Below are 21018 nucleotides of genomic sequence, written 5' to 3'. Positions count from 1 at the left end.
GATACAGAAAAATGACTCCATCACTGACGTTCAGACGAGCCACTGCTTTTTTATCTGCTGTGTATTGGTCTTTATTATCGATTGTGCAGAGTTGCTTGCTACTGTTCACATTTTTGTTCGTACTTCTGCTCCCATTATCTGTCCATGCACAAACGCTGGAACTGCATCAGGATGATCAGCGACTGTCTCTGGCTGGTCAAATGGCGTTAGCGCAAACTACGATCAAAATGGGCGATGTTTCTGCAGATATCGCCAAACTATCGTTTCACATCATTCCAGAAAATCTGAATGCCGGTTTTGGGGACTCCGTGCTGTGGCTGAAATTCAGTCTGCATGTCCGCGAACGCGGCGCAGGAGGAACATGGTGGCTGGAGGTGCCTCCCAGCTATATTAATGAACTCAGTCTGTATCAACAAACTGCAACAGGCCTGCGGCTGCTAGGACAAGCAGGAACAGAAATAGCATTCAGCCAACGGCAAATTGCTTTCCGGAATGCCGTCTTTGCAATCGATCTTCCTGACCAGCCGGGTACACACTCTTTTGTATTAAAAATTGTCAGCCAAACCTCCCGCTCGGCCCAACCAGTGCTCTGGCGTCCGGCTGCATTTGTGTCCGCGGTGCAAGCAGATAATCTGGCGCAAGGCATATTTTTCGGTGGTATCGGAATTGTCGTTATTTCCAGTCTGTTTTTCAGTGTCTGGCTAAAAGAACGCAGCTATCTTCTATACGCTGTATATGCTGGCACATCAGGTATCTTGCAATTTTTTGCTCAGGGATTTGCCAAACAATGGTGGATACCGGAGCAGCTGAGCCTTCAGAATATTCTGATGGGCAGTCTGATGTGTATCGTCATCGGGCTAGGTGCAGAAACATTACGTTTCATTCGTATTGATGCGTATTTTCCTATTCTGACTCGCAGATATCGCTGGCTGGCATGGGCAATAAGCTTGCTACTACTACCATTCGCACTCGATGGGCAATACAGAGTCGTAGCCCCTTCAGCACAGCTCAGTTATATTTTCCAAGCGCTGATTTCAACCGGACTGGCTATCGCAGTATGGCGCAAAGGAGAACAAGCAGGAAAATATTATCTGATGGCGTTTATGTCGCATAACATCGCTGTTGTGATGTTTTTACCGAGAAATCTCGGCTGGTTGCCAGTCAATTTCTGGACAGTCAACAGCATGCAAATCAGTACCTTTATTCACATGGTACTCATGCATCTTGCAGTTGCACGCCACATCAGGGAAATGCGCAGTGTTGCAGAGGCACAAAAAACAGCAATGCTGAACGATATTCGGATATCGGCCGCGGAACTGGATAAAAAAGTCATTGAGCGTACCGCCGAAATGCATCAGGCAGTATTAAAAGCCGATGAAGCCAATCGGGCAAAATCAGAATTTCTGGCAAGAGTCAGCCATGATCTGCGTTCACCACTGACATCCATTTTAGGATATGCGCAATTACTGCAAAGTAACGGTGGAAAAACTGCATCACAGGCGAGAATCATCCGCCGCAGCGCCAGTCACATGCTGCATGTCATCAATGATCTGATCGAATATGCACGCGGGTATTCCAGTAACCAGCTAGAACCGGCTCCCGTTTATATTTATGGTGTACTCGATGCGATCGTACAGGAAGCAAAAATTCTCACAGAAAAAAATCATAATCGCTTCTTGCTGGATATCCGCAACGAATTACCAACGGTATTGATTATTGACAGTAAACGCCTGCGCCAGGTTCTGATCAATCTATTACAAAATTCAGCCAAATTTACCAAAAAAGGACTCATTGAATTACTGATTACCTGCCAAGAGGATTCGGCTCATCCACGGCAAATCATACTTAGTTTCAATGTACGGGATACTGGTTGTGGCATTTCAGAAGAAAATCACAAAAACGTTTTCACGCCTTTCTTCAGAGTAAATAAAACAACGCAGTCTGAAGGTACCGGACTAGGTCTGCCAATCGTAGAAACCTGGGTACACAGAATGGGGGGTGATATCACCTTACGCAGCAGCATCAATACTGGAACTGAAATTCAGATCCAGATCCCGGTTGCTGTAGGTTCAGAACATGATATGAGCCATCCACAAATCCTGGATATGAATGATTATCTGACAGAGCTTGATGCAGGCGGCCGGCGTATCTGGGTCATTGAGGACACTGAAGAAATTCGCGAATTGCTGATTGAGGTTTTACTCAGAATGGGGTTTGATGTCGAATCTGCGGCAGACGGATTGGAGTTCATTGACAAGATGAAGCACACCGAAACCGTACCTCCGAGCCTGGTACTGACTGATTATCTGATGCCGGGTGCGAATGGCGATGCGGTATTAAACGCAGTAAGGCAATATTGGCCCGGTGTACCCGTGGTTCTGTTATCTGCCACACAACGAACCATGGAATCAGAAAGCAGCCAAAACCAATTCACATCAGGATTTGATGCCAGCCTGATGAAACCCATCAATCTCTCCACGCTACGCCATACCCTGAACGATTTGTTGAATATCAGCACCAATGAAGTGGATGAGGCAATATTGGCGCCACCAATCAAGCTACCGCCCTCAACAGCAATCGATCAGATGCGTCAACTGCTGGCAATGGGGGCGTTGACTGATCTTGCAGAATGGGCAACACAGCTGACTGCAGAACATCCACAATGTGAAGCCTTCGCCAGACAATTGATCGAATTCGCTGAAGAGGGAGATCTGGATGCCATTCAGAACATGTGTGAAATAGCAGGCGTAGATGAGGTCCAAGGAAATAATTGATTTTTACACATCCCAATACACCTCAAACATGTGACTGTGACATATCAGACATTCATCACGTCGCTGCCCTGTTGCGAAAGAAGTGATATGGCTCAACTCTGTCACAACCCTATCAGTTAAAATACAGAAAACCGCAGCAGGCGATTGACGGAGACAGATGTTCAATAAAATTGATTATTCAATAATAAACACATCGCCTTTGCAATATGAGTTTGTATTCCGCTGATAGCTGGTATTGCTCACTGGCTATCTTCAACAGTATGTCTGACGAAGGAAACCTGTCATGTTCGATGCCAATTCTGTCCCCACATCTTATTCATCATCCACAAAAAATACTGTCGATGCCGCCCGTCTGGACACATTAACTGCCAGACACATTGACACAGGACTGGTTCTGCAAGCCACTCTGGGTACCAGCTGTGCCGTGGAATATCTGAACGGAAATGGCGTACCGCATCAGACTATCGTCCGGGTATTGTCTCAACCTGATCAACATCGGCCAATCGCCAATCCCATGTAAGCAGTATTCCCGATTTGTCCTGTCGGCCCAGATGGTAGTAGGTGAGCAGGTCATTCCTGTGCAGACCTCCCGCTGATGGGTATCACAGGATGAGGGACAAAAGCTCCGCGCCTTACAAACAGCGTAAGTCTTGTGAACGATACGATAATAATCGGAAATGCACGGCTCAGAACTGAACCGGTAATGTGGCTAAAGCTGGCTTGCAGCTATCTGACTGGTCCCGCCGGCGGGAATCGAACCCACATCTTACGCTTAGGAGGCATACGTTCTATCCATTGAACTACGGCGAGACACGGTGCGAAAAATGCAAAGCAGAAGCAAGGCTTTTCTCGACAAGCTCGCCATCTTACCTGAGCGGGACAGAACAATCAATTGAGTACAGTGGAGACTTGACTGGTCTGTCGTACAATACGGGTTTTCTCCAATTTTGTCCTGCCTCTTCCAGAAGCAAGGCTATCACAGGTATTTATGGCAGTTATCTCATTAAGCGATGCCCAGCTGGCATTCGGTCACGTTGCTCTGCTCGATCACGCAGAGTTTTCCCTTGAAACTGGCGAGCGCGTCGGTCTGATCGGCCGTAACGGCACTGGCAAATCTTCTTTACTGAAAATTATCGCCCGTACTTCAAAAATCGATGATGGTCTGCTGGTGCAACAACAAGGTCTGAAAATCGCGTATGTGGAACAAGAGCCGCAATTTGATCAGAGCATCAGCGTGTTTGACGCGGTGGCTTCCGGCCTCGGTGAATTACCTGCGCTGTTGCAAGAATATGAAAGCCTGACCGGCCAATTCGGTGGTGACAATGATGATGCGCTGATGGAGCGTATGCATGATATCCAGGTCAAGCTGGATGCCGCCGACGCCTGGAGCCTCGGCAATAAAGTGGAAACCACGCTGGATAAACTCAATCTCGGTAAAGACGCGATTATGGGTACATTGTCAGGCGGGATGAAAAAACGGGTGGCGCTGGCCTGCGCGCTGGTCAGTGCGCCGGATGTATTGTTGCTCGATGAGCCGACAAACCATCTGGATTTTTCCTCGATTCAATGGCTGGAAGGTTTGCTGAAAGATTTCAAAGGCAGCGTGCTGTTCATCACGCATGACCGTAGTTTCCTCGACAATGTGGCAACCCGCATCGTTGAACTCGATCGCGGCAAGCTGACTTCGTATCCCGGCAACTTCACCACTTATCAGACCCGCAAAGCAGAGCAACTGGAAAATGAAGAAGTCGAAAATGCCAAGTTTGATAAATTTTTAGCGCAGGAAGAAATCTGGATACGCAAAGGCGTGAAAGCCCGCCGCGTGCGCGATGAAGGCCGCGTCAAACGTCTGGAACAATTGCGTCTGGCGCGCAGTGCGCGACGTGAATTGCAAGGCCAGGTCAAGCTCGATGTCACCACGGGCGAGCGTTCCGGCAAGATCGTCGCCGAACTGGAAAACGTCAGCAAATCGTTTGGCGAGAAAGTCATCGTCAGAGATTTTTCCAGCATCATTATGCGTGGCGATAAGATCGGTCTGATCGGTCAGAACGGCGCAGGTAAAACCACCTTGCTGAAACTGATACTTGGTCAGGAAACACCGGATAGCGGCACCATCAAACAAGGCAGTAAATTACAGATCGCGTATTTCGATCAGATGCGGGCGCAGTTAAACGATGAAATGAGTCTGGCAGAAACGATTGCACCGGGCAGTGATTTTGTTGAAATCAACGGTCAGCGCAAACATGTGATGTCGTATCTGGGTGATTTCCTGTTTGCACCGGAACGCGCCCGTTCACCGGTCAAATCTTTGTCCGGCGGCGAACGCAATCGCCTGTTGCTGGCGCGTCTGTTTGCCAAACCAGCGAATGTGCTGGTGCTTGATGAACCGACCAATGACCTCGATATTGACACGCTGGAATTACTCGAAGAATTACTCGAAGAATATACCGGTACCGTGTTCCTGGTCAGCCATGACCGGACTTTCCTCGACAACGTCGTCACGCAGGTGATCGTCTCTGAAGGTGAAGGTCAGTGGCGCGAATATATCGGCGGTTACAGCGACTGGGAACGTTACAGCAATTCCGTCGCCAAATCTGCGGTGAAAGCCGACAACAAACCAGCCGCCAATGTGGCGAATGCAGCCACGACGGCGACTGCCCCAGCCGCTGCGAAAGCCAAAAAACTCAGCTACAAAGAGCAGCGTGAACTGGAAGAATTACCCAAGCTGATCGCGCAATTGGAAGCAGAGCAAGCCGCGATTACCGCGCAACTCGCCGATGCCGACTTGTACAAAAATGGACCGGATGAAGCGAATAAATTGAATACGCGCTTTGCCGAGATCGATGAGGAATTGCTGACAGCGCTGGATAAATGGGAAACCATCGAAGCAAAGTCAACAGTGTAAACACATCAAGCTTGTCCTCTGTCTGAGGAATCCAAAAGAACTCATTGCCGCCTCCGGTTTTTCGGATCGCAATGAGTTTTTTTATTCGCTGAGGATGAAGAAAAATTGTCTCGGTAAGGTATGAAAACGAAGATAGTCGCTGCATGTACCGGGTTTATATCCGGCCTGTACATAGCCTGTACATGGCTTGTACATGACTGGAACAACAAGGAGCAGCAATCCGTTCGGATAGTTTTGCGTCAGCCCTGTCAGTTTTTCAAAATGCTATTCAATAGCTCGCCGTTGATTTTTATTCTTTCGTTATTTTTGCTCGCAGCTACTTTCTACTACTTACTCTGACTTGTTCTTGCTTGTTCTTGCTCGCTATTGCTTGATACTGTCCGTTGTTATCTGTTGCTCGATTCTAAATGTGTTTGCTTTTTTGATTAATAAGCGCCGGAAGGCATCGAAGGCTTTTTGCATAACAACGGACTTATAAGGAAACAGCACAGGACAATCGGTTGCATGTACCCAGGCACCGCTATCAACCTCAAATATCAGTAACTGCCCATCACGGGTTTCTGCGCAATCAATCACCAGATATTCCAGACCAAATCGTCTGGCGATTTCTTGCAACGCTGGCAGATTTTTTTCTGATTCGCCAAGTGCCACGATCAGTACATCATGGTCTGGAATCACGTCTTGCAAGATAGAGTTTTCGGTGACGTACATGATATCGAGCCGGAGATCACTGTTTTCGATTAAAAAATCGACCGGCATATTGTCTGCCATTCCACCTTGACCAGCCATCATCAACAAACGAATAGCTTGGCTGCGGCGGATCGCAGAGACGATATACGCAACGCTGCATCAATGCCTTTTCCTGCATTTCTGCCGCCTGCTCATCTTGTCCCAGTGCAGACAAAATATAAAACAAACGCATCAGCATATTGGCACTATCCGTGTCTGCAACCGCCTCATGAAACAAGGCGGGAATCGCATCAATGTTGGCACGCCCTATAACGCTGGTTGGCGCAATCAATACCAACTCCGCCCCCCCTAACCAGGGAATCTGATCCGAGCTACGGGTAAGTTGCGCTGGGTATTCTTCAATATATGTCACAGACACGATGCTTGTTTGATCGCGATGTGGTCGATATGTGTCGCAATAGAGTCGCTAAATACACACTGTCGTCGTGTAGATGTCAGTACGTCTTTCTGCGGTATTACCCTGATACGCCAAGGAACTTTTTCGACTATGCTTACTCAGATTATATAAATCATTAGCATAAACTCGCTCAGTCAGATCCGATTATGAAAAAACAGCGCTTTAATCCCCTCTTTAATTCATATCTGATCTATATCGGTGTGGCGATTGCTTCTGGTGGTGTGGCGTTATACACGCCGCTGATCGTTTCTGAAACAGGGAAGAACTTTTCAGGTTTCTGGGCTGCCTCTATTTTATTTGGTCTTAATCTGGGACGCGTACTTGGTTCATATGCGGGTAGTCGCTACACAACGCTCGCCAATCATCCACTGGCGATTTCCGGCAATATTCTATTGGAAGGAATCGCACTGTACTGGATGGCGTATTTGCAACAGGCATGGGCGCTAGCAGTATTTGCGCTGCTGGCGGGGCTTGGTAGCGGTTTGTCTTTTCCCGGACTCAAAAATTATTTATTGAAACTCAAAAGTCTGGATCGTGCATCCCTGTTCAGCCGTCTTGCGTTCGCCATCCGTATGGGATTAGTGGGTGGCTATCTGATGGCAAGCTGGGTACCGCATCACAGTCTGAAAATTGTATTTCTGATCGTACTGATTACGTTCATTCTGTATGGTGTCTTCATGCTGATCGCCATGCGTGCGATTTCCCGATATGAAGTCAGGCAAATACAAAATGAAGCAACACAGCCTGACGCCCTCCACAACGATCAGGGTCTCACCGCCCAACATGTCGGCACAAACAACACTGCACCAGCCTCATTACCGTTTATGTTTTATCTGTCGAATGCGATTTTTTGGTGTTTTGCAGTACAGCCAATGATAGGCTTCAGTCTGCATATTCCTAAATACACGCCGGACATTCCTGTCTCGACACCATTCTGGCTGGCAGCGCTGGTCATTATTTTCTTCCAGATCCCGATTTCAAAACGCGCGATACGCACCCGCGACCACTTCCGTTTTTTACAAATCGGATATGGCTGCTTACTGGTCAGCTTTGCATTGATGGTTGTGCAAGGAAAGCATTCCTATGCCGTGATCGGTTCAGCCATCCTTCTCTCATTCGGACAAGTATTTTATGGCCCGTCACTGGACGTACTGACTGCCCGTTTTGCCGATAAAATGTCAGCCGATACCGGCAAACTGATGTCGCAGCAGATGCTGTATCAAAGTATGGGGAGTATGGTGGGCAGTATGGCAGGCGGCGTACTGTTCGATCTCGCGCAATACTGGCACAGGCCGGAGCTCAACTGGCTGTTACTAGCAGCTGCCAGCCTGTGGATGATGATACTGAGCAAAAACAAAATTCCTGATTTGTATCGCAGCGCAAGCGATACTTCAGCTAACTCTGCGGTCAATAAAGTCGGAAACATCAGCAGGTAAGTTTTCACTTTTCTGCTGTTTGATGCGACGTCGCTCACTGGTTCGAATTAGTTATCCAGAGGTTCCAGCGCGCAGCGTAAAAATGCGTGTTCACCATTGCGCATACGCTCAAATAAAGTGCGTATCGTCAGATCATCCAACGCATCGAAACTGAAACCAGACCGGGTATACAAGCCCTGTTCTGATTCTGACCAGACGTAACGAATGCGAAAAGGGACGATAGCCTGCGCGTTACCTGACGGATGATCGTCATCCAGAAAAGTGATTTCGTAATGTTGATCCTCCGGCTGCTCATTCATCGCAGTCAAAACCTGAATACCGGTTTCGCTCATGTTGACGACCAGACCAGCAAGTGTCTGCCCTGGCTTGTTAGAATTAAAAACCCAGACAGGAATAAACTCCTGCTCTTTGGGCAAACGGAAAAATTGCATGCGTTGATAATGGCGGTTTTCAGGCTGTGTCATATTGGTCAGAAGTGACGTCATTCAAGTGTTGTTCAAATTTTTTAAAAATTACTTAACATCAGGTAATGACAATTGGCGATATAAAATAAATCACGCTGACAATATTCGATTTATATGACCAGACCATGACGCCGGTATCACATACCGTCATCCTGCTGTAGAGAGAATCGTCGATCAACGGATCAGAAGGCACTTAATACAGCAACAAAAAAGACTACTGACAAAAACTGACACGACCAGGTTTTAAGATGATTTCCCCGACGCAATCAACAGGAGAATCAACATAATGGAACCGAACTTCATTCTTTTATATGTCAGCAACCCGCAAAGCAGCACACATTTTTATCGCCAGTTATTGCAACGTAGTCCGGTAGAATCTTCACCGACTTTTTCCATGTTCACCTTGCAATCAGGCGTCATGCTGGGGTTATGGGCAAAACACGCGGTATTACCTGTCAGTGAAGTACAAGGTGGTGCCAGCGAACTGGCAATTGCAGTCTCGAATCGTCAGGCGGTTGATGCGTGTTATGCGGACTGGATTAAGCTGAACATACCCATGCTACAGATTCCGACAGAACTGGATTTTGGATATACCTTTGTTGGAGTAGATCCTGACGGACATCGTTTGCGTATATTCGCACCACATTCCTGATATAGGCTGGCAGGACAGCGGATGCCGTCCTGTCCATTTCCCTCTCACGTATTCCCTGTGACCTGCAACATGCAACATGCATGCTACTTAACGAGGCAAGTAAGAAAAACACTGGTTTGTAAAACTGTAATACAGTAGCATCTTCGGTCTTTCAACTTATCACGGCTTCTTCTACCGCATGTTTCTGTCTCAGATTTTTTCAACACGACGCTCTCTGCTGAACACCACTGGTATAGCGACTCTGGGTATCGTGCTCTCGATGCTTCTAAGTTCTTGCAGCTCACCACCCAAAGCCACCTCCACGATTCCACCAGTGATTGGCAGTAGTGCAGTGAATCCTAATGCGCCACTTCCAGGGCAGCCAGTCAGCAAAGACACACCACCCTTACCACGTGAATTTCGTGCAGTCTGGGTTTCTACCGTGGCCAATATTGACTGGCCAAGCCGTCGTGAACTGAACTCAGATAAACAGAAAGCAGAAGCATTAGCGATTCTGGATAATGCGGTGCAAATGAAGCTCAATGCGATTATTTTGCAAGTACGTCCTGCTGCTGATGCGATCTATCCTTCAGAACTGGAACCGTGGTCTGAGTTTCTGACCGGCGAACAAGGCAAACCGCCAGTTCCCTATTACGATCCGCTGCAATTCTGGATAGAACAAGCGCATGCACGCGGACTGGAATTACACGCATGGTTCAATCCGTACCGCGCTAGAACAACCGCATCCCGTCATGGATTGGCACGCAACCATATCAGCAAAACCAACCCTGATGCCGTGCGTCAATATGGTGAACTACTATGGATGGACCCGGGAGAGCCTGCTGCCGTTCAACAAACCCTGAACGTGATCAGTGATGTGACTCGACGCTATGATATCGATGGTATTCATATTGATGATTATTTTTATCCTTATCCTGTCAAGTCAGTGCATGGCTCTGAACTTGAATTCCCGGATGATGCAGCATGGAATACATACCTGCAACGTGGCGGCAAACTGAGTCGTGCAGACTGGCGCAGAGATAATGTCAATCGTATGGTCGAAGCGCTTTATCAGCGTGTACACCAGGAAAAAAGCTGGGTGAAGTTTGGCATCAGCCCGTTTGGTATCGGTCGCCCTGATCGCCTGCCAGCGGGGATTACCGGATTCAGTCAATACGACAAATTGTATGCGGATGTTGAACTATGGCTGACGAATGGCTGGCTGGATTATCTGGCACCACAATTGTACTGGCCGATCAATCAGGCTCCACAAGCATTCAAGGTATTACAAAATTATTGGTTGGAACAAAACAAGGCTGGTCGCCATATCTGGCCTGGCTTATATACCAGTCGGATTGATCAGACTGAAAAATCATGGCAGGCAGATGAGATTTTGAATCAGGTCGATGCCGTTCGCGAACGCGGTGGTAGTGGGCATATCCACTTCAGCATGATACCGCTGACTCAGAACCGTAAAGATATACGCAAGCGTCTGGGAATCGAGAAATATACGTCGCAAGCACTGGTTCCGGCAACACCATGGCTAAGCAGCGGCAACCAGGCAGCGCCGCAATTAGAACTGGCAGAGGACAAAAAATCCCTGCGGGTAAGACTGGCCGATACTCCAAATACACGCCTGCTGGCCATCTGGAAACGTACGGATCAGCAATGGTTGTTTTCGGTACAACCTGCCAGCAAACTCACCATCGACCTCATCAACGATACACCCGCTAATACGGTGAATCAGATCGTGGTATACGCAATCAGTCGTACGGGGCAGGAGAGTGAAAAAGCCAGTTACACCTTACGCTGATCGCTGATCAGTACCGGATCAGTCAGCGCCTTATCAAGGTGCCAGGTTGTAACATCGTGGCAACCCGGCATCGTGTAACACCGTGTGAGCGAGAGGCGCAATCTGGTCCTTATCTGCCCTTTATATGCCCTTTATCTGCACATTAATGATCGATCAGTGAATCAGACTTTCACATATCAGACTCATGCATGCCTGCTGCCAATTGCCTGTATTTCCTGATGAATCGCGTTTCTTTCCAACATTGCTAAGGGCAAATTCACAAACGCGCTGACCCGCCCCATGATTTGACGGAATACTGAGTGGAATACCGCACGTTTTTCTTCATCAGTACCAGTCACGGCAGCAGGATCCTGAAATCCCCAATGCGCAGTCAACGGATGACCCGGCCAGATGGGGCAAACTTCACCAGCGGCATCATCACAGACTGTAATAATAAAGTCCATGACTGGGGCATCGTCAGCGGCAAATTCATCCCAACTTTTGCTGCGCAATAAATCCAGCGGATAATCAGTCGTCTGTACCTGCTCTATTGCCAGTGGATTGACCACGCCACCAGGAAAACTCCCGGCCGAAAATCCTCGGAAACGGCCATGCCCCATACTGGTGATTAACGCTTCCGCCATGATGCTGCGAGAAGAATTCGCTGTACACAGGAACAGTACGTTATAAATTTTGTCAGACATAAAAAAGCTTTCAATAGTTGAATAGTATGGCGAGGCCATTTAAAAGTACGAACACTTTTTCTGGAACAACGGAGTGACGTATCTTATGTCATCCAATTGCCCGATAACGTTATCGAATATCGAATCATCCCTCCGACAACAATAAACCTGAATCTGACAAGTTCAACAGTGACCTACATGATACGGATGTAATGCTGACGCACCAACTCTGGGTCCCCACAATTGAAGTGCCACCACTCACTGTGTATGCCGGCAAAGCCACCATGTAACATCGCTTCACGCAAGATTTTTCTGTGTGCAAGATGTTCCATTGTTAAGCGCCCCTGCTGCAACATTTCCGCTTCCAGCGCTGGATGAGATGTCTCATCGAATGCGTCAAAATCACTCCCCATATCGAGTAACTCACCATCTTCATCCAGCAAACTGACATCAATTGCCAGTCCAAATGAATGTATCGACCCACGTGCCGGGTCAGCCACATACATTTGCAGTGTTGTGCCAGCCAATTGCTGCCATAAGATCTCCTGTATCCGGTGAGGCCGTAATGCGTCCAGAACCGTCAGACGATAAGCAGGATAATGCAGATGCAACCAGCGTACGGCATTTTGCAGGGCATGCGCAGCTTCTTTATGTAACCAAGCACAATCAAGCTCACCATATAAATTCTGCCCGACAAAATTATTTTCTGTCGCATAACGTAAATCAATCACGATCCCGGTCACGCTATCGAGACGACGAAAATCCGGATGTGCCAGTAACTGCTCACATGGCAAATGTGTTTGCTTCTGCCTTGACTGTTCCGACTTAATTAGCATGTTGTTTATTGTCCGTCGCGATATCCAGATAACGCCAGTTCGTCATATCAACCGGATGACGCTGATAATTCAGTAACCAAGGATGCCGTACATCAGCAGACAAAGGATGTATGCGTGGTACCCATGGATTATAGGCATGCATCAGCCATGCCATTTTTTGATACAAGGCTTTGCGCTCTGGTGAATCAGGCAGTGCCAGCGATTGTTCATATAACTGATTAAAGGCAGGTAAATTGAAACGGGAGTAATTCGCACGTCCTGCGTTTTTCCCATACAACAGCTGATAAAAATTTTCACCATCCGGAAAATCAGCAATCCAGTTTGCCTCTGTCATCTGCACTTTACCCAAACGGGCAGCACGCAAAATTTCAGAATGTTTATCACTTTGAAAAACAATCCTGATACCGATGGCATCCATATTCTTACGCCAGACCTCCTCCCTTAAACGTCCCGTTGTACTGGCTAAACTATGCATGACTAACTGCAAGGGCGTACCATCCGGCAACTGCCTGAAATGGTCAGGGCCACGGCGATAGGAATAGCGATCCAGCAACGCATTTGCCAACGCCAAATCATGTCTGAGCGGGCTTTTGAAATCGGGATCATAGCCGAGGACATTCGGTGGCAAAGGCGTGACAGCAGGGATAGCCAGCCCTTTCTCCATAAGGCTGATGTCTTCCTGATTGTCATAGCTCAGCGCGATAGCGCGACGCAGAGCGATTTTATCAGGCGTATAGCCACCGATGACAGGATCTTCCATGTTCATCCAGACGTAATATGTCTGCAGCGGCGAGAAAAAAGAAAGCTGTATGCCTTGCTGTTCGAGTGTGGGTTTTAATTTGCCATGTTGCAGGAGCATATCCGACAGCGGTGGTGGTACTTGTTCCAGATAATCAAATTCCCGATTCAGAAATCCAAGCACTCTTGACTGCTGCTCTTCGACAATTTTAATCACCACACGAGAGACCAGAGGCAAAGTCTTTCCAGCCAGTTGACGGGCGATGCTCTGCGCTTCCGGCTGATTGCCGGGTTCTCCATCAAATACAACCCGACGGTATTGAGGATTCGCCACTAACTCCAGTCTGAAACTACGCTGCCACGCTCCCAGAACAAAGGGCCCGGTACCTACAGGATGATTACCTGCCTGTACACCATAAGCGTCCATCACCTGTCTGGCAACGGCTCCGGTCGCTGTTGTTGCCAGGATGAATAAGAAATTATTATCCGGTGCTGTCAAGCGTATACGCAGCGTATACCGATCCAGCGCCTGCAATCCCGCGACCGGTATCTGTACGTCAAATGCCTTATTTTGTGCCTGATCTGGCACATGATCAGGCTGGCGTAATTTGTCATCATCCAGTATTTTTCCTTCGAACATAAACAACCACGGTGACTTCAACGCTGGATCATACAAACGCTTGATACTGTAAATATAATCTTCGGCAATCAATTCCCTTGGCTGTCCTTTGAATGCTGGGTCTGGCGTAAAAAAAATACCGGGTTGCAATCGCAGCAGATACGTCTTTCCACCGTCGCTGATTTCTGGCATGGCTTTCAGTGTATTCGGTTTGAGTTTGAGCGGACGAGCAAGATAATCGTAGCGCAGCATGGGCTCAAAAATATTTTCATTCACCGCAACGGATGGAACATCAGATGCGACAGCTGGATCAAGGCTGCTCTCCGGTGTAGTCACCAGCACGTGTAATATTTTTTCTGCTGCCTCGGCATTAAGTAAACAAGGTAGCGTGCAAAACAGAGCCATGACGGTGGTGGTGACCATACGCCGCAATACGAGAGAGAAAACGCTGCAACAACGTCCGACAAACGCTCTCATGTTCACAACTGCGCTCCTGCCATTGCGACAGGCGCTGCGTCTTGCAAATGATAGCGAGTCACATAAAACCATTCTTCGTCAGCGCCTGCTGCTTCATCTGGAAAAATAATACGGCCATCCATCTGTGCCCTGACTTCAGTGCCATCATGCCGGATACCGACCAGATCGTTCTGATGCAATACATCAAAACTACGCCAGGCGCGGACAAATCGATCGTCAGCATGTAGCTTATCAACGACGTCGCATATGCGTAAATATTCAAGCCGTGATGTCGGTGCAGCCGTTCCATCAATCATGCCAAAGTGTTTCAGCGTGTTGATGATGGCCTGATATGCGACTTCCGGTGCATCTGCATCTTCATGACCGCCGCACTCCAGCGTCATGCCATATCCGCCGACAGTACGCATATATTCAGTGGTACCGACACCAAATAAAATTTGCGCATCTGCTCTCCGTTTGTTACTGGCCGTTGATGGCAACCTCGCCTGCCTGCGCTGCGCTCCGAGTGCGTAGGTGCTCAGCCATCCATCGACAATTCTATGAACGCCAAGAACCTGTGCCATTGCCAATTCCTGGTCGGCAAACTGAAACGGCTCCAGAGTTCCATCATTATTTTCGGGGCCGGTTAAGACAAAAGGCTCCCCCTCACCCCGGAAAGAATGTAAATCGAGAAGCACCTCATGCTTCGCCAGTAAAGGACAAAGCCAGTTTGCTACGTGATCCTCAAATTCTTGAGGTTGCGCTGTAGGCATCAGCCGACGGTTGAGATTACGTTCGCCGTGTCGACGCTGATGACGATATGCCAGAGGATTACACACAGGAACAAACGTCACGGAACCGGATAAAATTTCCAGCCGGCCTGCCTCAATATCTGCAATCACCCTATGTATTGCTTTGGTTCCGCAGGTTTCATTGCCATGCACCGCACCAGTGATGATTAACCGGGTACCAGAATGTATAGACGTATAACTATTACTATTGAAATGTATTGATGACATGCAGATTTCTTTTCTCTTCTTGGTCGTCCATCGCAATGATTTGTCTTGATTGCCTGTGCTTATTATCTGAGATTATGGCTTGTACTTACCGGTATGCTCTTATCAGTCTGTTTCGTCTGTTTCGTCTGTTTTTTTCCCAAAAGCAGGATCCACCTTAATCAGCGCAGTCACAATAAATGTCGGTATCGCCGCCACACAAATCCAGACAAAAAAGTGTGCATAACCAAGACTGGCTTGTAACCAGCCACTGAACATACCAGGCAGCATCATACTCAGCGCCATGAAACCGGTACAAATCGCATAATGTGCCGTCTTGTGTTCGCCGTCCGCAATCATGATCATATACAGTACATAAGCAGTAAAACCAAAACCGTAGCCCATCTGCTCAATCCCTACCGCAGCACTAATCAGATAAATGTTTTGTGGCTGTATAAATGCGAGATAAACGTAGACCAGATGCGGCAAATTAATCGCCAACGCCATTGGCCAAAGGCAGTCTTTCAGACCAGAACGGGCAATCAGTGCTCCGCCAAGTAATCCGCCTATCGTTAAGGTGATCATTCCCACCGTTCCATAGACGACACCGACAGCCTGGGTCGTCAGGCCAAGCCCGCCTTTATCCAGCGAATCCAGTAAAAATGGCGGGGCCATTTTGACCAGTTGCGCTTCGCCAAAGCGATATAGCAGCATAAATGCGATCCCGAGAACGATATCTTTTTTCTTGATAAACGCCGAAAAAATCTGAAAAAAAGTGGCCATCACATGAGCCGGATCACCCTGAGCATGATCGCTGTCGGGGCGTGGTAATGCCCAGCGATGGTACGCTGACAGGCCAATGAACATCACTGCCAATACCGCAAATACCACGCTCCAGCCAAATGCGACATTCCCCGTCAAATCTTTCAAGGTTCCAGCCAGATAAACCAGCGCCCCCTGCCCGGTTAACATCGAAATACGAAAAAACATGCTGCGCACACCTACAAACGCCGCCTGTTGATGCTGCTCTAACGCCAGCATATAAAAGCCATCAGTGCTGATATCATGCGTCGCAGCACTAAACGCCAAGAGCCAGAACACCAGCAGACTGGTCTGAAAAAAAGCAGGCAATGGCAACGTCAGCGCCACCAGTCCAAACAAAGCACCGATCACCAGTTCGCAGGTCACTATCCAGTAACGTTTTGTCTTTAACATATCGACAAAAGGTGACCAAAAGGGTTTGATTACAAAGGGCAGATATAGCCAGCTTGTATATAAAGCGATATCGGCATTCGACATGCCCATATTTTTGTACATGATGACCGACAAAGTCATCACCGCAACATAGGGAATACCCTGACCGAAATAGAGTGAAGGTATCCAGCGCCACACCGGATCGTGCGCGGTTTGCGCCTCAATAAGTCGGCTGTTTTTATCTACTGTCATGTCTCATCATATAGAGTGAAATTTCAAATATCTGTTTCGTGAATACAACGATAATAAGTGCATACACTACGAATAGATCAAAGCAGCTTGCTGTTAAAGCAAGATTCTGCCAGATAATGCGCGAGCAGCCCGCGAAGCGCTGTATGATAATCCAACACAGCTTTAGCATCGGTATTGATTGAGTACGATTGAGCCGCATTAATTTATGAATTTTCCCGCACAGTCTTCATCTTCCCCTCTTTATCGACCAACTTTGCCCTCGCTTGGGTTGGGAATTGATGCGGGTGGTACACAGACACGCTGGGCATTGGCAACGCATGATGAGCAAATTGTCGCCAGTGGTAATGCGGATGGATTAAGTGCCTTACAGGCGCGCAGCACCTCCGGCATTGAGTGTTTGCAGCATGTGTTTTCCAGTCTGGCAGCGATTGCCAGTTGTCATGGCGTCGTGCATCAAGTGTACGCAGGTATTACAGGCTTTGGCGGTGATCTGCTGACTTTACCTCATATGATGTCGCATCTGTTCCAGTTACCTGAATCCAATATCACAGTCAGCAATGATGTCGAAATCGCTTATCTTGATATTTTCCGGCCCGGTACTGGATATTTGTTATACGCAGGAACAGGCTCTATCGCCGCTTATATTGACGAAGATGGTCATTTTTTGCGTGCGGGTGGTCGCGGTTATCTGCTGGATGATGCCGGTGGTGGTTTTTGGATTGCCAAAGAAGCCATGCGTCATATCTGGCGCGCAGAAGATGAAAATCCCCATAGCTGGCATCACTCGACTATGGCAAAAAATATCTTTGCTAAAATTGGCGGCAGCGACTGGAATCATTCGCGTGATTACATCTACCATTGCTCCCGGGGTGAAATAGGAAAACTAGCGCTGGCTGTCGCGGCAGCGGCAGATAAAGATACTGTCGCAATGGACATCCTGAAAAATGCGGGCAAAGAATTGGCGCGCCTGGGAACGGCACTCTGCCATCGCTATGGTCCCAAACCCATGGCATTAAGTGGGCGTGTACAGGAATTACATCCTGTCATCACAGAAACACTGCGGGCACACCTTCCTCCAGAAGTCAGCCTCCGACGCAGCACGAGCCAGCCACACTTTTCCGCTGCCAGGTTAGCTGCAAGGCAGCTTGCCTTATCTGTTAATACTACCCAATCAGTCTTATGATCATGAAGAAACTTGTTGCGTTTGCTTTCATCGCATTGCTACTCAGTGGCTGTGCCACGACATCAAAAATCGATGCCAGTATCAGTGCCGTGAGCCAGGAAGACCGTATTCAGTTTATTATTTTGCACTACACGGCAATAGACCAGCCAACATCATTGAAAGTCCTGAGTCAGCAAGGTGTAAGCAGCCACTATCTGGTCGGCGATCAGAATCCCGTGCCTGTCTGGCAACTGGTCGATGAACAGCGTATGTCTTACCATGCGGGACTGAGTGAATGGAAAGGATATAGTCGTCTCAATGCCAGCTCCATCGGCATCGAAATCGTTAATCTCGGCTACAAGGACACAGCGACAGGCCGCGAGTATTTCCCATTTCCTCCGGCACAGATAGATCGTGTTATTGCGCTGGTCAAAGATATCTCGGCACGTCACCAGATACGTCCCGAATACATTCTTGGCCATTCTGACATTGCACCACAACGCAAATCTGATCCTGGCCCTTTATTCCCCTGGAAGCGACTGGCAGATGCCGGCTTGATTCCATGGCCGGTATCGGAAGAAGTTATCCAACGTATGAGTGTTTATGAGACTCAATTACCAGAGATTAAATGGTTTCAGGAAAAACTGATGCAATACGGCTATACCGTGCCACAAAACGGTCTGCTGGATACCGCAACCCGCAACGTTCTCATCGCATTTCAGAGTAAATACCGATCAGAAAAATTTGATGGACAGCCCGATGCGCAAACGGCGGCCATTCTGGAATCACTGCTGGGACAAATTAAACCGCGTTAAATTTTAGCTGGCTGTACTGACCGCTCCCGATTGCAAAAATCAGTTGGATATCAGCAGATAATATTAGCTCAATATCAGCCCGCTATCGGTCTGAGGTCAGAGCATTGTTAGCTGAATATCAGTATAAAAAATTTACAACACACCCACCTGTTCATCTTTCCAATTGTGACCTAAAGTAGAAGAGCACCGAGCAGGTGTGGAGGAAACAATCATGAAAATCGTTGAAAATATGGATGGTCTTGTCATTGCCAGCATTGCGCTGGTATTCATTGCCAGCCTGTTACAGCAGCTTTTGATGTAAAGCTTTATGCTGCATGATGAGTTTGAATATGAGCTTGGATTATTGTGTTGATTCTGTGCTGGCCGCTGGTACTGATGGCGTTGCTACTTTACCCATGACTATGGCTGCTGATGCTGCCATTACGCCTGCCAGGCATTGCTGACGATGGTGTTATTACGCTGTATTGCGCCGTCATCCTGCTGCCAGCACTATTATTAAAAATGGCTTTGATACAGTAACGACTGAATTTACCGGGATCGTCTTTATGAATAAGTCAGCTTATCAATCAATTGCAGGCCCGATGTGCCTTCAATTAACCTCATTGAGTTTAGTGTGCTTTATTGAGTAATTCGTGCAACTCTTCAAATAAATCCTCGATCTCATCTGTAGACAAACCCAGGAAATGGCTGGCCAGTAGGCCTCCCTTTTCCCATTCAGTCGAATACTCTTCTCCGTGATAACGAATAATTCCATATTCAGCCAATAACGACAGGGCAATCAGACTACGCACTCGTTCATCGGTGCCACTATCATCCAGAACCGCATAGTCATGATGCAGCAAAATTGCTGTTGTCACTTCTTCCTGCAAGCCCCATGTACGGGACAATAGCGAACCAATCGCCGTATGACTGGTCGCGTGGCGCTCTTGTTCCACGACAGTAAATTTATCAGTCAGACATTGATTTGCCATCTCCAGAGTCTGCGGATAATCAGGAAAACGCTCTAGCAGCAGGGGAATACCAATATCGCAAAACAATCCAAACGTGTGCGCCACGTCAACCGGACAAACCCTCAGACGGCGGGCAAATTGCGACATTGCCTGCGCTCGTTTGGCAGAAAAATCCCAGAATTTCACCAGAGAGATTTTTTCTATCTGTACAGTCTGACGCGCAATAATGCCGGTCAACAATACGCCACATTGTTTCAGTCCCAGTAAATTTACCGCATGATCAACTGACTTGGCTTTCAGACGCAATCCGAAAAATGGGGAATTTGCCAGCTTCAGTAATGATGCAGACATGGCAACATCATGCGCAATCACGCTCGCCAGTCGCTTGGGATCTGGATCATCAAGCGCCAGCTCAGCCTGCACATCGGCCAATAAACTCGGCCTTGGAGGAATACGGATCGTCTTGATCAGCGCGTCAACAGATTGGTCGGTAGCCAGCGGAGGATTGGTTGTTGTCATAATATAAATTATCGCATTTACTGCACGCAACATTGTAGCAAGTTCTTTCCTCATCAAACTGACAAAGATCGCTCAGGCATACAGTATCAGGTCTCGCGCTCCTGATGCAGCAAGCACAAGACCAGCAAACCAATCCTCAAAATCCCCTCACTTCATCGGAATTTGCGTTCCGTGCTCAACGGCAACCGCAGTAATACTGTTTTTGGGCGAACCATCAATCAGTTTGTCGGAATACGTCAGATACACAAGCGCATTACGTTTTTGGTCGACCATACGGACAATTCTGAGTTTTTTAAACAAGACAGACAAACTTTGATTAAAGACCTCCTCTTGTTGACGCAATGGTGCGGCAAAACTGATAGCGCCTACCTGACGGCAAGCAATGGATGCTTCCGCCTTATCTTCAGCCAACCCCAGTCCTCCCGTAATGCCACCGGTTTTGGCACGTGAGACATAACAAGTCACGCCAGCGACCTTGGGGTCATCGTAGGCTTCTACAACAACCTTATGATCTGGGCCTATCAGTTTAAAAGCGGTATCCACACTGCCTACGGTTTCTGCCTGCGCTGCACTGAGCAATAAGCAGGAAGCGAAGCACCATACGAACTTGAATTTCATCATTCACCTTTCTGTCACCACACACCTGGTTG

At 47.9% G+C, this 21018-nt stretch carries 18 protein-coding genes and 1 tRNA gene; 8 read left to right on the top strand and 11 right to left on the bottom strand.

Annotation, left to right across the window (positions count from 1 at the left end):
• The first annotated feature begins 11 nt into the window (after window positions 1-11).
• Both ACO0LB_RS02210 and ACO0LB_RS02205 read left to right on the top strand, forming a co-directional pair.
• On the top strand, window positions 12-2774 hold the full coding sequence (locus tag ACO0LB_RS02210) for a hybrid sensor histidine kinase/response regulator (RefSeq protein WP_423046023.1): 2763 nt from the start codon (window positions 12-14) through the stop codon (window positions 2772-2774).
• A gap of 283 nt (window positions 2775-3057) precedes the next feature.
• Complete coding sequence (locus ACO0LB_RS02205; protein WP_423046021.1) at window positions 3058-3294, top strand: hypothetical protein; 237 nt, start codon at window positions 3058-3060, stop codon at window positions 3292-3294.
• A 215-nt stretch (window positions 3295-3509) separates the two neighbouring features.
• Here ACO0LB_RS02205 and ACO0LB_RS02200 read toward each other — a convergent pair.
• Window positions 3510-3584, bottom strand: a tRNA-Arg gene (locus ACO0LB_RS02200).
• A gap of 178 nt (window positions 3585-3762) precedes the next feature.
• On the opposite strand from ACO0LB_RS02200, the gene ACO0LB_RS02195 reads away from it, so the two are divergent.
• The gene (locus tag ACO0LB_RS02195; protein ID WP_423046019.1) at window positions 3763-5679 is read left to right on the top strand and encodes an ATP-binding cassette domain-containing protein; all 1917 of its coding nucleotides are present in this window, start codon (window positions 3763-3765) and stop codon (window positions 5677-5679) included.
• A gap of 363 nt (window positions 5680-6042) precedes the next feature.
• Here the strand turns inward: ACO0LB_RS02195 and ACO0LB_RS02190 are convergent, their stop codons facing one another.
• On the bottom strand, window positions 6043-6438 hold the full coding sequence (locus ACO0LB_RS02190) for a hypothetical protein (protein ID WP_423046017.1): 396 nt from the start codon (window positions 6436-6438) through the stop codon (window positions 6043-6045).
• On the bottom strand, window positions 6407-6781 hold the full coding sequence (locus ACO0LB_RS02185; RefSeq protein ID WP_423046015.1) for a hypothetical protein: 375 nt from the start codon (window positions 6779-6781) through the stop codon (window positions 6407-6409). Before ACO0LB_RS02185 ends, ACO0LB_RS02190 begins: the two co-directional genes overlap by 32 nt.
• Before the next feature lie 191 nt (window positions 6782-6972).
• Here ACO0LB_RS02185 and ACO0LB_RS02180 point away from each other — a divergent pair, with 191 nt between their 5' ends.
• Complete coding sequence (locus tag ACO0LB_RS02180; RefSeq protein WP_423046013.1) at window positions 6973-8262, top strand: MFS transporter; 1290 nt, start codon at window positions 6973-6975, stop codon at window positions 8260-8262.
• Between the two features lie 47 nt (window positions 8263-8309).
• On the opposite strand, the gene ACO0LB_RS02175 is transcribed toward ACO0LB_RS02180, so the two are convergent.
• Window positions 8310-8747 carry a PilZ domain-containing protein gene (locus ACO0LB_RS02175; RefSeq protein ID WP_423046011.1) on the bottom strand — a complete coding sequence of 146 codons (438 nt, stop codon included), beginning with the start codon at window positions 8745-8747 and terminating at the stop codon, window positions 8310-8312.
• A 265-nt stretch (window positions 8748-9012) separates the two neighbouring features.
• Here ACO0LB_RS02175 and ACO0LB_RS02170 point away from each other — a divergent pair, with 265 nt between their 5' ends.
• Together ACO0LB_RS02170 and ACO0LB_RS02165 are read left to right on the top strand one after the other, a co-directional pair.
• On the top strand, window positions 9013-9378 hold the full coding sequence (locus ACO0LB_RS02170; protein WP_423046010.1) for a VOC family protein: 366 nt from the start codon (window positions 9013-9015) through the stop codon (window positions 9376-9378).
• Window positions 9379-9556: 178 nt separating this feature from the next.
• Window positions 9557-11170: a glycoside hydrolase family 10 protein gene (locus ACO0LB_RS02165; protein ID WP_423046008.1), complete on the top strand. Its 1614-nt coding sequence runs from the start codon at window positions 9557-9559 to the stop codon at window positions 11168-11170.
• A 182-nt stretch (window positions 11171-11352) separates the two neighbouring features.
• Here the strand turns inward: ACO0LB_RS02165 and ACO0LB_RS02160 are convergent, their stop codons facing one another.
• From ACO0LB_RS02160 to ACO0LB_RS02140, 5 genes are all read right to left on the bottom strand, one after another.
• Window positions 11353-11853: an arsenate reductase ArsC gene (locus ACO0LB_RS02160; protein WP_423046006.1), complete on the bottom strand. Its 501-nt coding sequence runs from the start codon at window positions 11851-11853 to the stop codon at window positions 11353-11355.
• Between the two features lie 173 nt (window positions 11854-12026).
• Window positions 12027-12668, bottom strand: a complete 642-nt coding sequence (locus ACO0LB_RS02155; protein WP_423046004.1) for a M15 family metallopeptidase — start codon at window positions 12666-12668, stop codon at window positions 12027-12029.
• On the bottom strand, window positions 12658-14502 hold the full coding sequence (locus ACO0LB_RS02150) for an ABC transporter substrate-binding protein (RefSeq protein ID WP_423046002.1): 1845 nt from the start codon (window positions 14500-14502) through the stop codon (window positions 12658-12660). Before ACO0LB_RS02150 ends, ACO0LB_RS02155 begins: the two co-directional genes overlap by 11 nt.
• Before the next feature lie 2 nt (window positions 14503-14504).
• Entirely contained in the window at window positions 14505-15500 is a 996-nt protein-coding gene (locus ACO0LB_RS02145; protein ID WP_423046000.1) for a succinylglutamate desuccinylase/aspartoacylase family protein, read from the bottom strand.
• 102 nt (window positions 15501-15602) lie between these two features.
• On the bottom strand, window positions 15603-16922 hold the full coding sequence (locus tag ACO0LB_RS02140) for an AmpG family muropeptide MFS transporter (protein ID WP_423045998.1): 1320 nt from the start codon (window positions 16920-16922) through the stop codon (window positions 15603-15605).
• A 205-nt stretch (window positions 16923-17127) separates the two neighbouring features.
• Between ACO0LB_RS02140 and ACO0LB_RS02135 the strand changes: the two genes are divergently transcribed.
• Window positions 17128-18105 carry an N-acetylglucosamine kinase gene (locus tag ACO0LB_RS02135; protein ID WP_423045996.1) on the top strand — a complete coding sequence of 326 codons (978 nt, stop codon included), beginning with the start codon at window positions 17128-17130 and terminating at the stop codon, window positions 18103-18105.
• Between the two features lie 2 nt (window positions 18106-18107).
• Window positions 18108-18899 carry an N-acetylmuramoyl-L-alanine amidase gene (locus tag ACO0LB_RS02130; RefSeq protein WP_423045994.1) on the top strand — a complete coding sequence of 264 codons (792 nt, stop codon included), beginning with the start codon at window positions 18108-18110 and terminating at the stop codon, window positions 18897-18899.
• A 608-nt stretch (window positions 18900-19507) separates the two neighbouring features.
• On the opposite strand, the gene ACO0LB_RS02125 is transcribed toward ACO0LB_RS02130, so the two are convergent.
• Together ACO0LB_RS02125 and ACO0LB_RS02120 are read right to left on the bottom strand one after the other, a co-directional pair.
• The gene (locus ACO0LB_RS02125; RefSeq protein WP_423045992.1) at window positions 19508-20368 is read right to left on the bottom strand and encodes an HDOD domain-containing protein; all 861 of its coding nucleotides are present in this window, start codon (window positions 20366-20368) and stop codon (window positions 19508-19510) included.
• Window positions 20369-20515: 147 nt separating this feature from the next.
• Window positions 20516-20989 (bottom strand): CreA family protein, encoded by a 474-nt coding sequence (locus ACO0LB_RS02120; RefSeq protein ID WP_423045990.1) that lies wholly within the window; start codon window positions 20987-20989, stop codon window positions 20516-20518.
• Window positions 20990-21018: the final 29 nt, after the last annotated feature.

Source organism: Undibacterium sp. SXout7W (assembly GCF_049339385.1).
GTDB lineage: Bacteria > Pseudomonadota > Gammaproteobacteria > Burkholderiales > Burkholderiaceae_D > Undibacterium.
The sequence above is the reverse complement of the archived record's forward strand: the minus strand, read 5'-3'. Positions and strand labels throughout refer to the sequence as shown.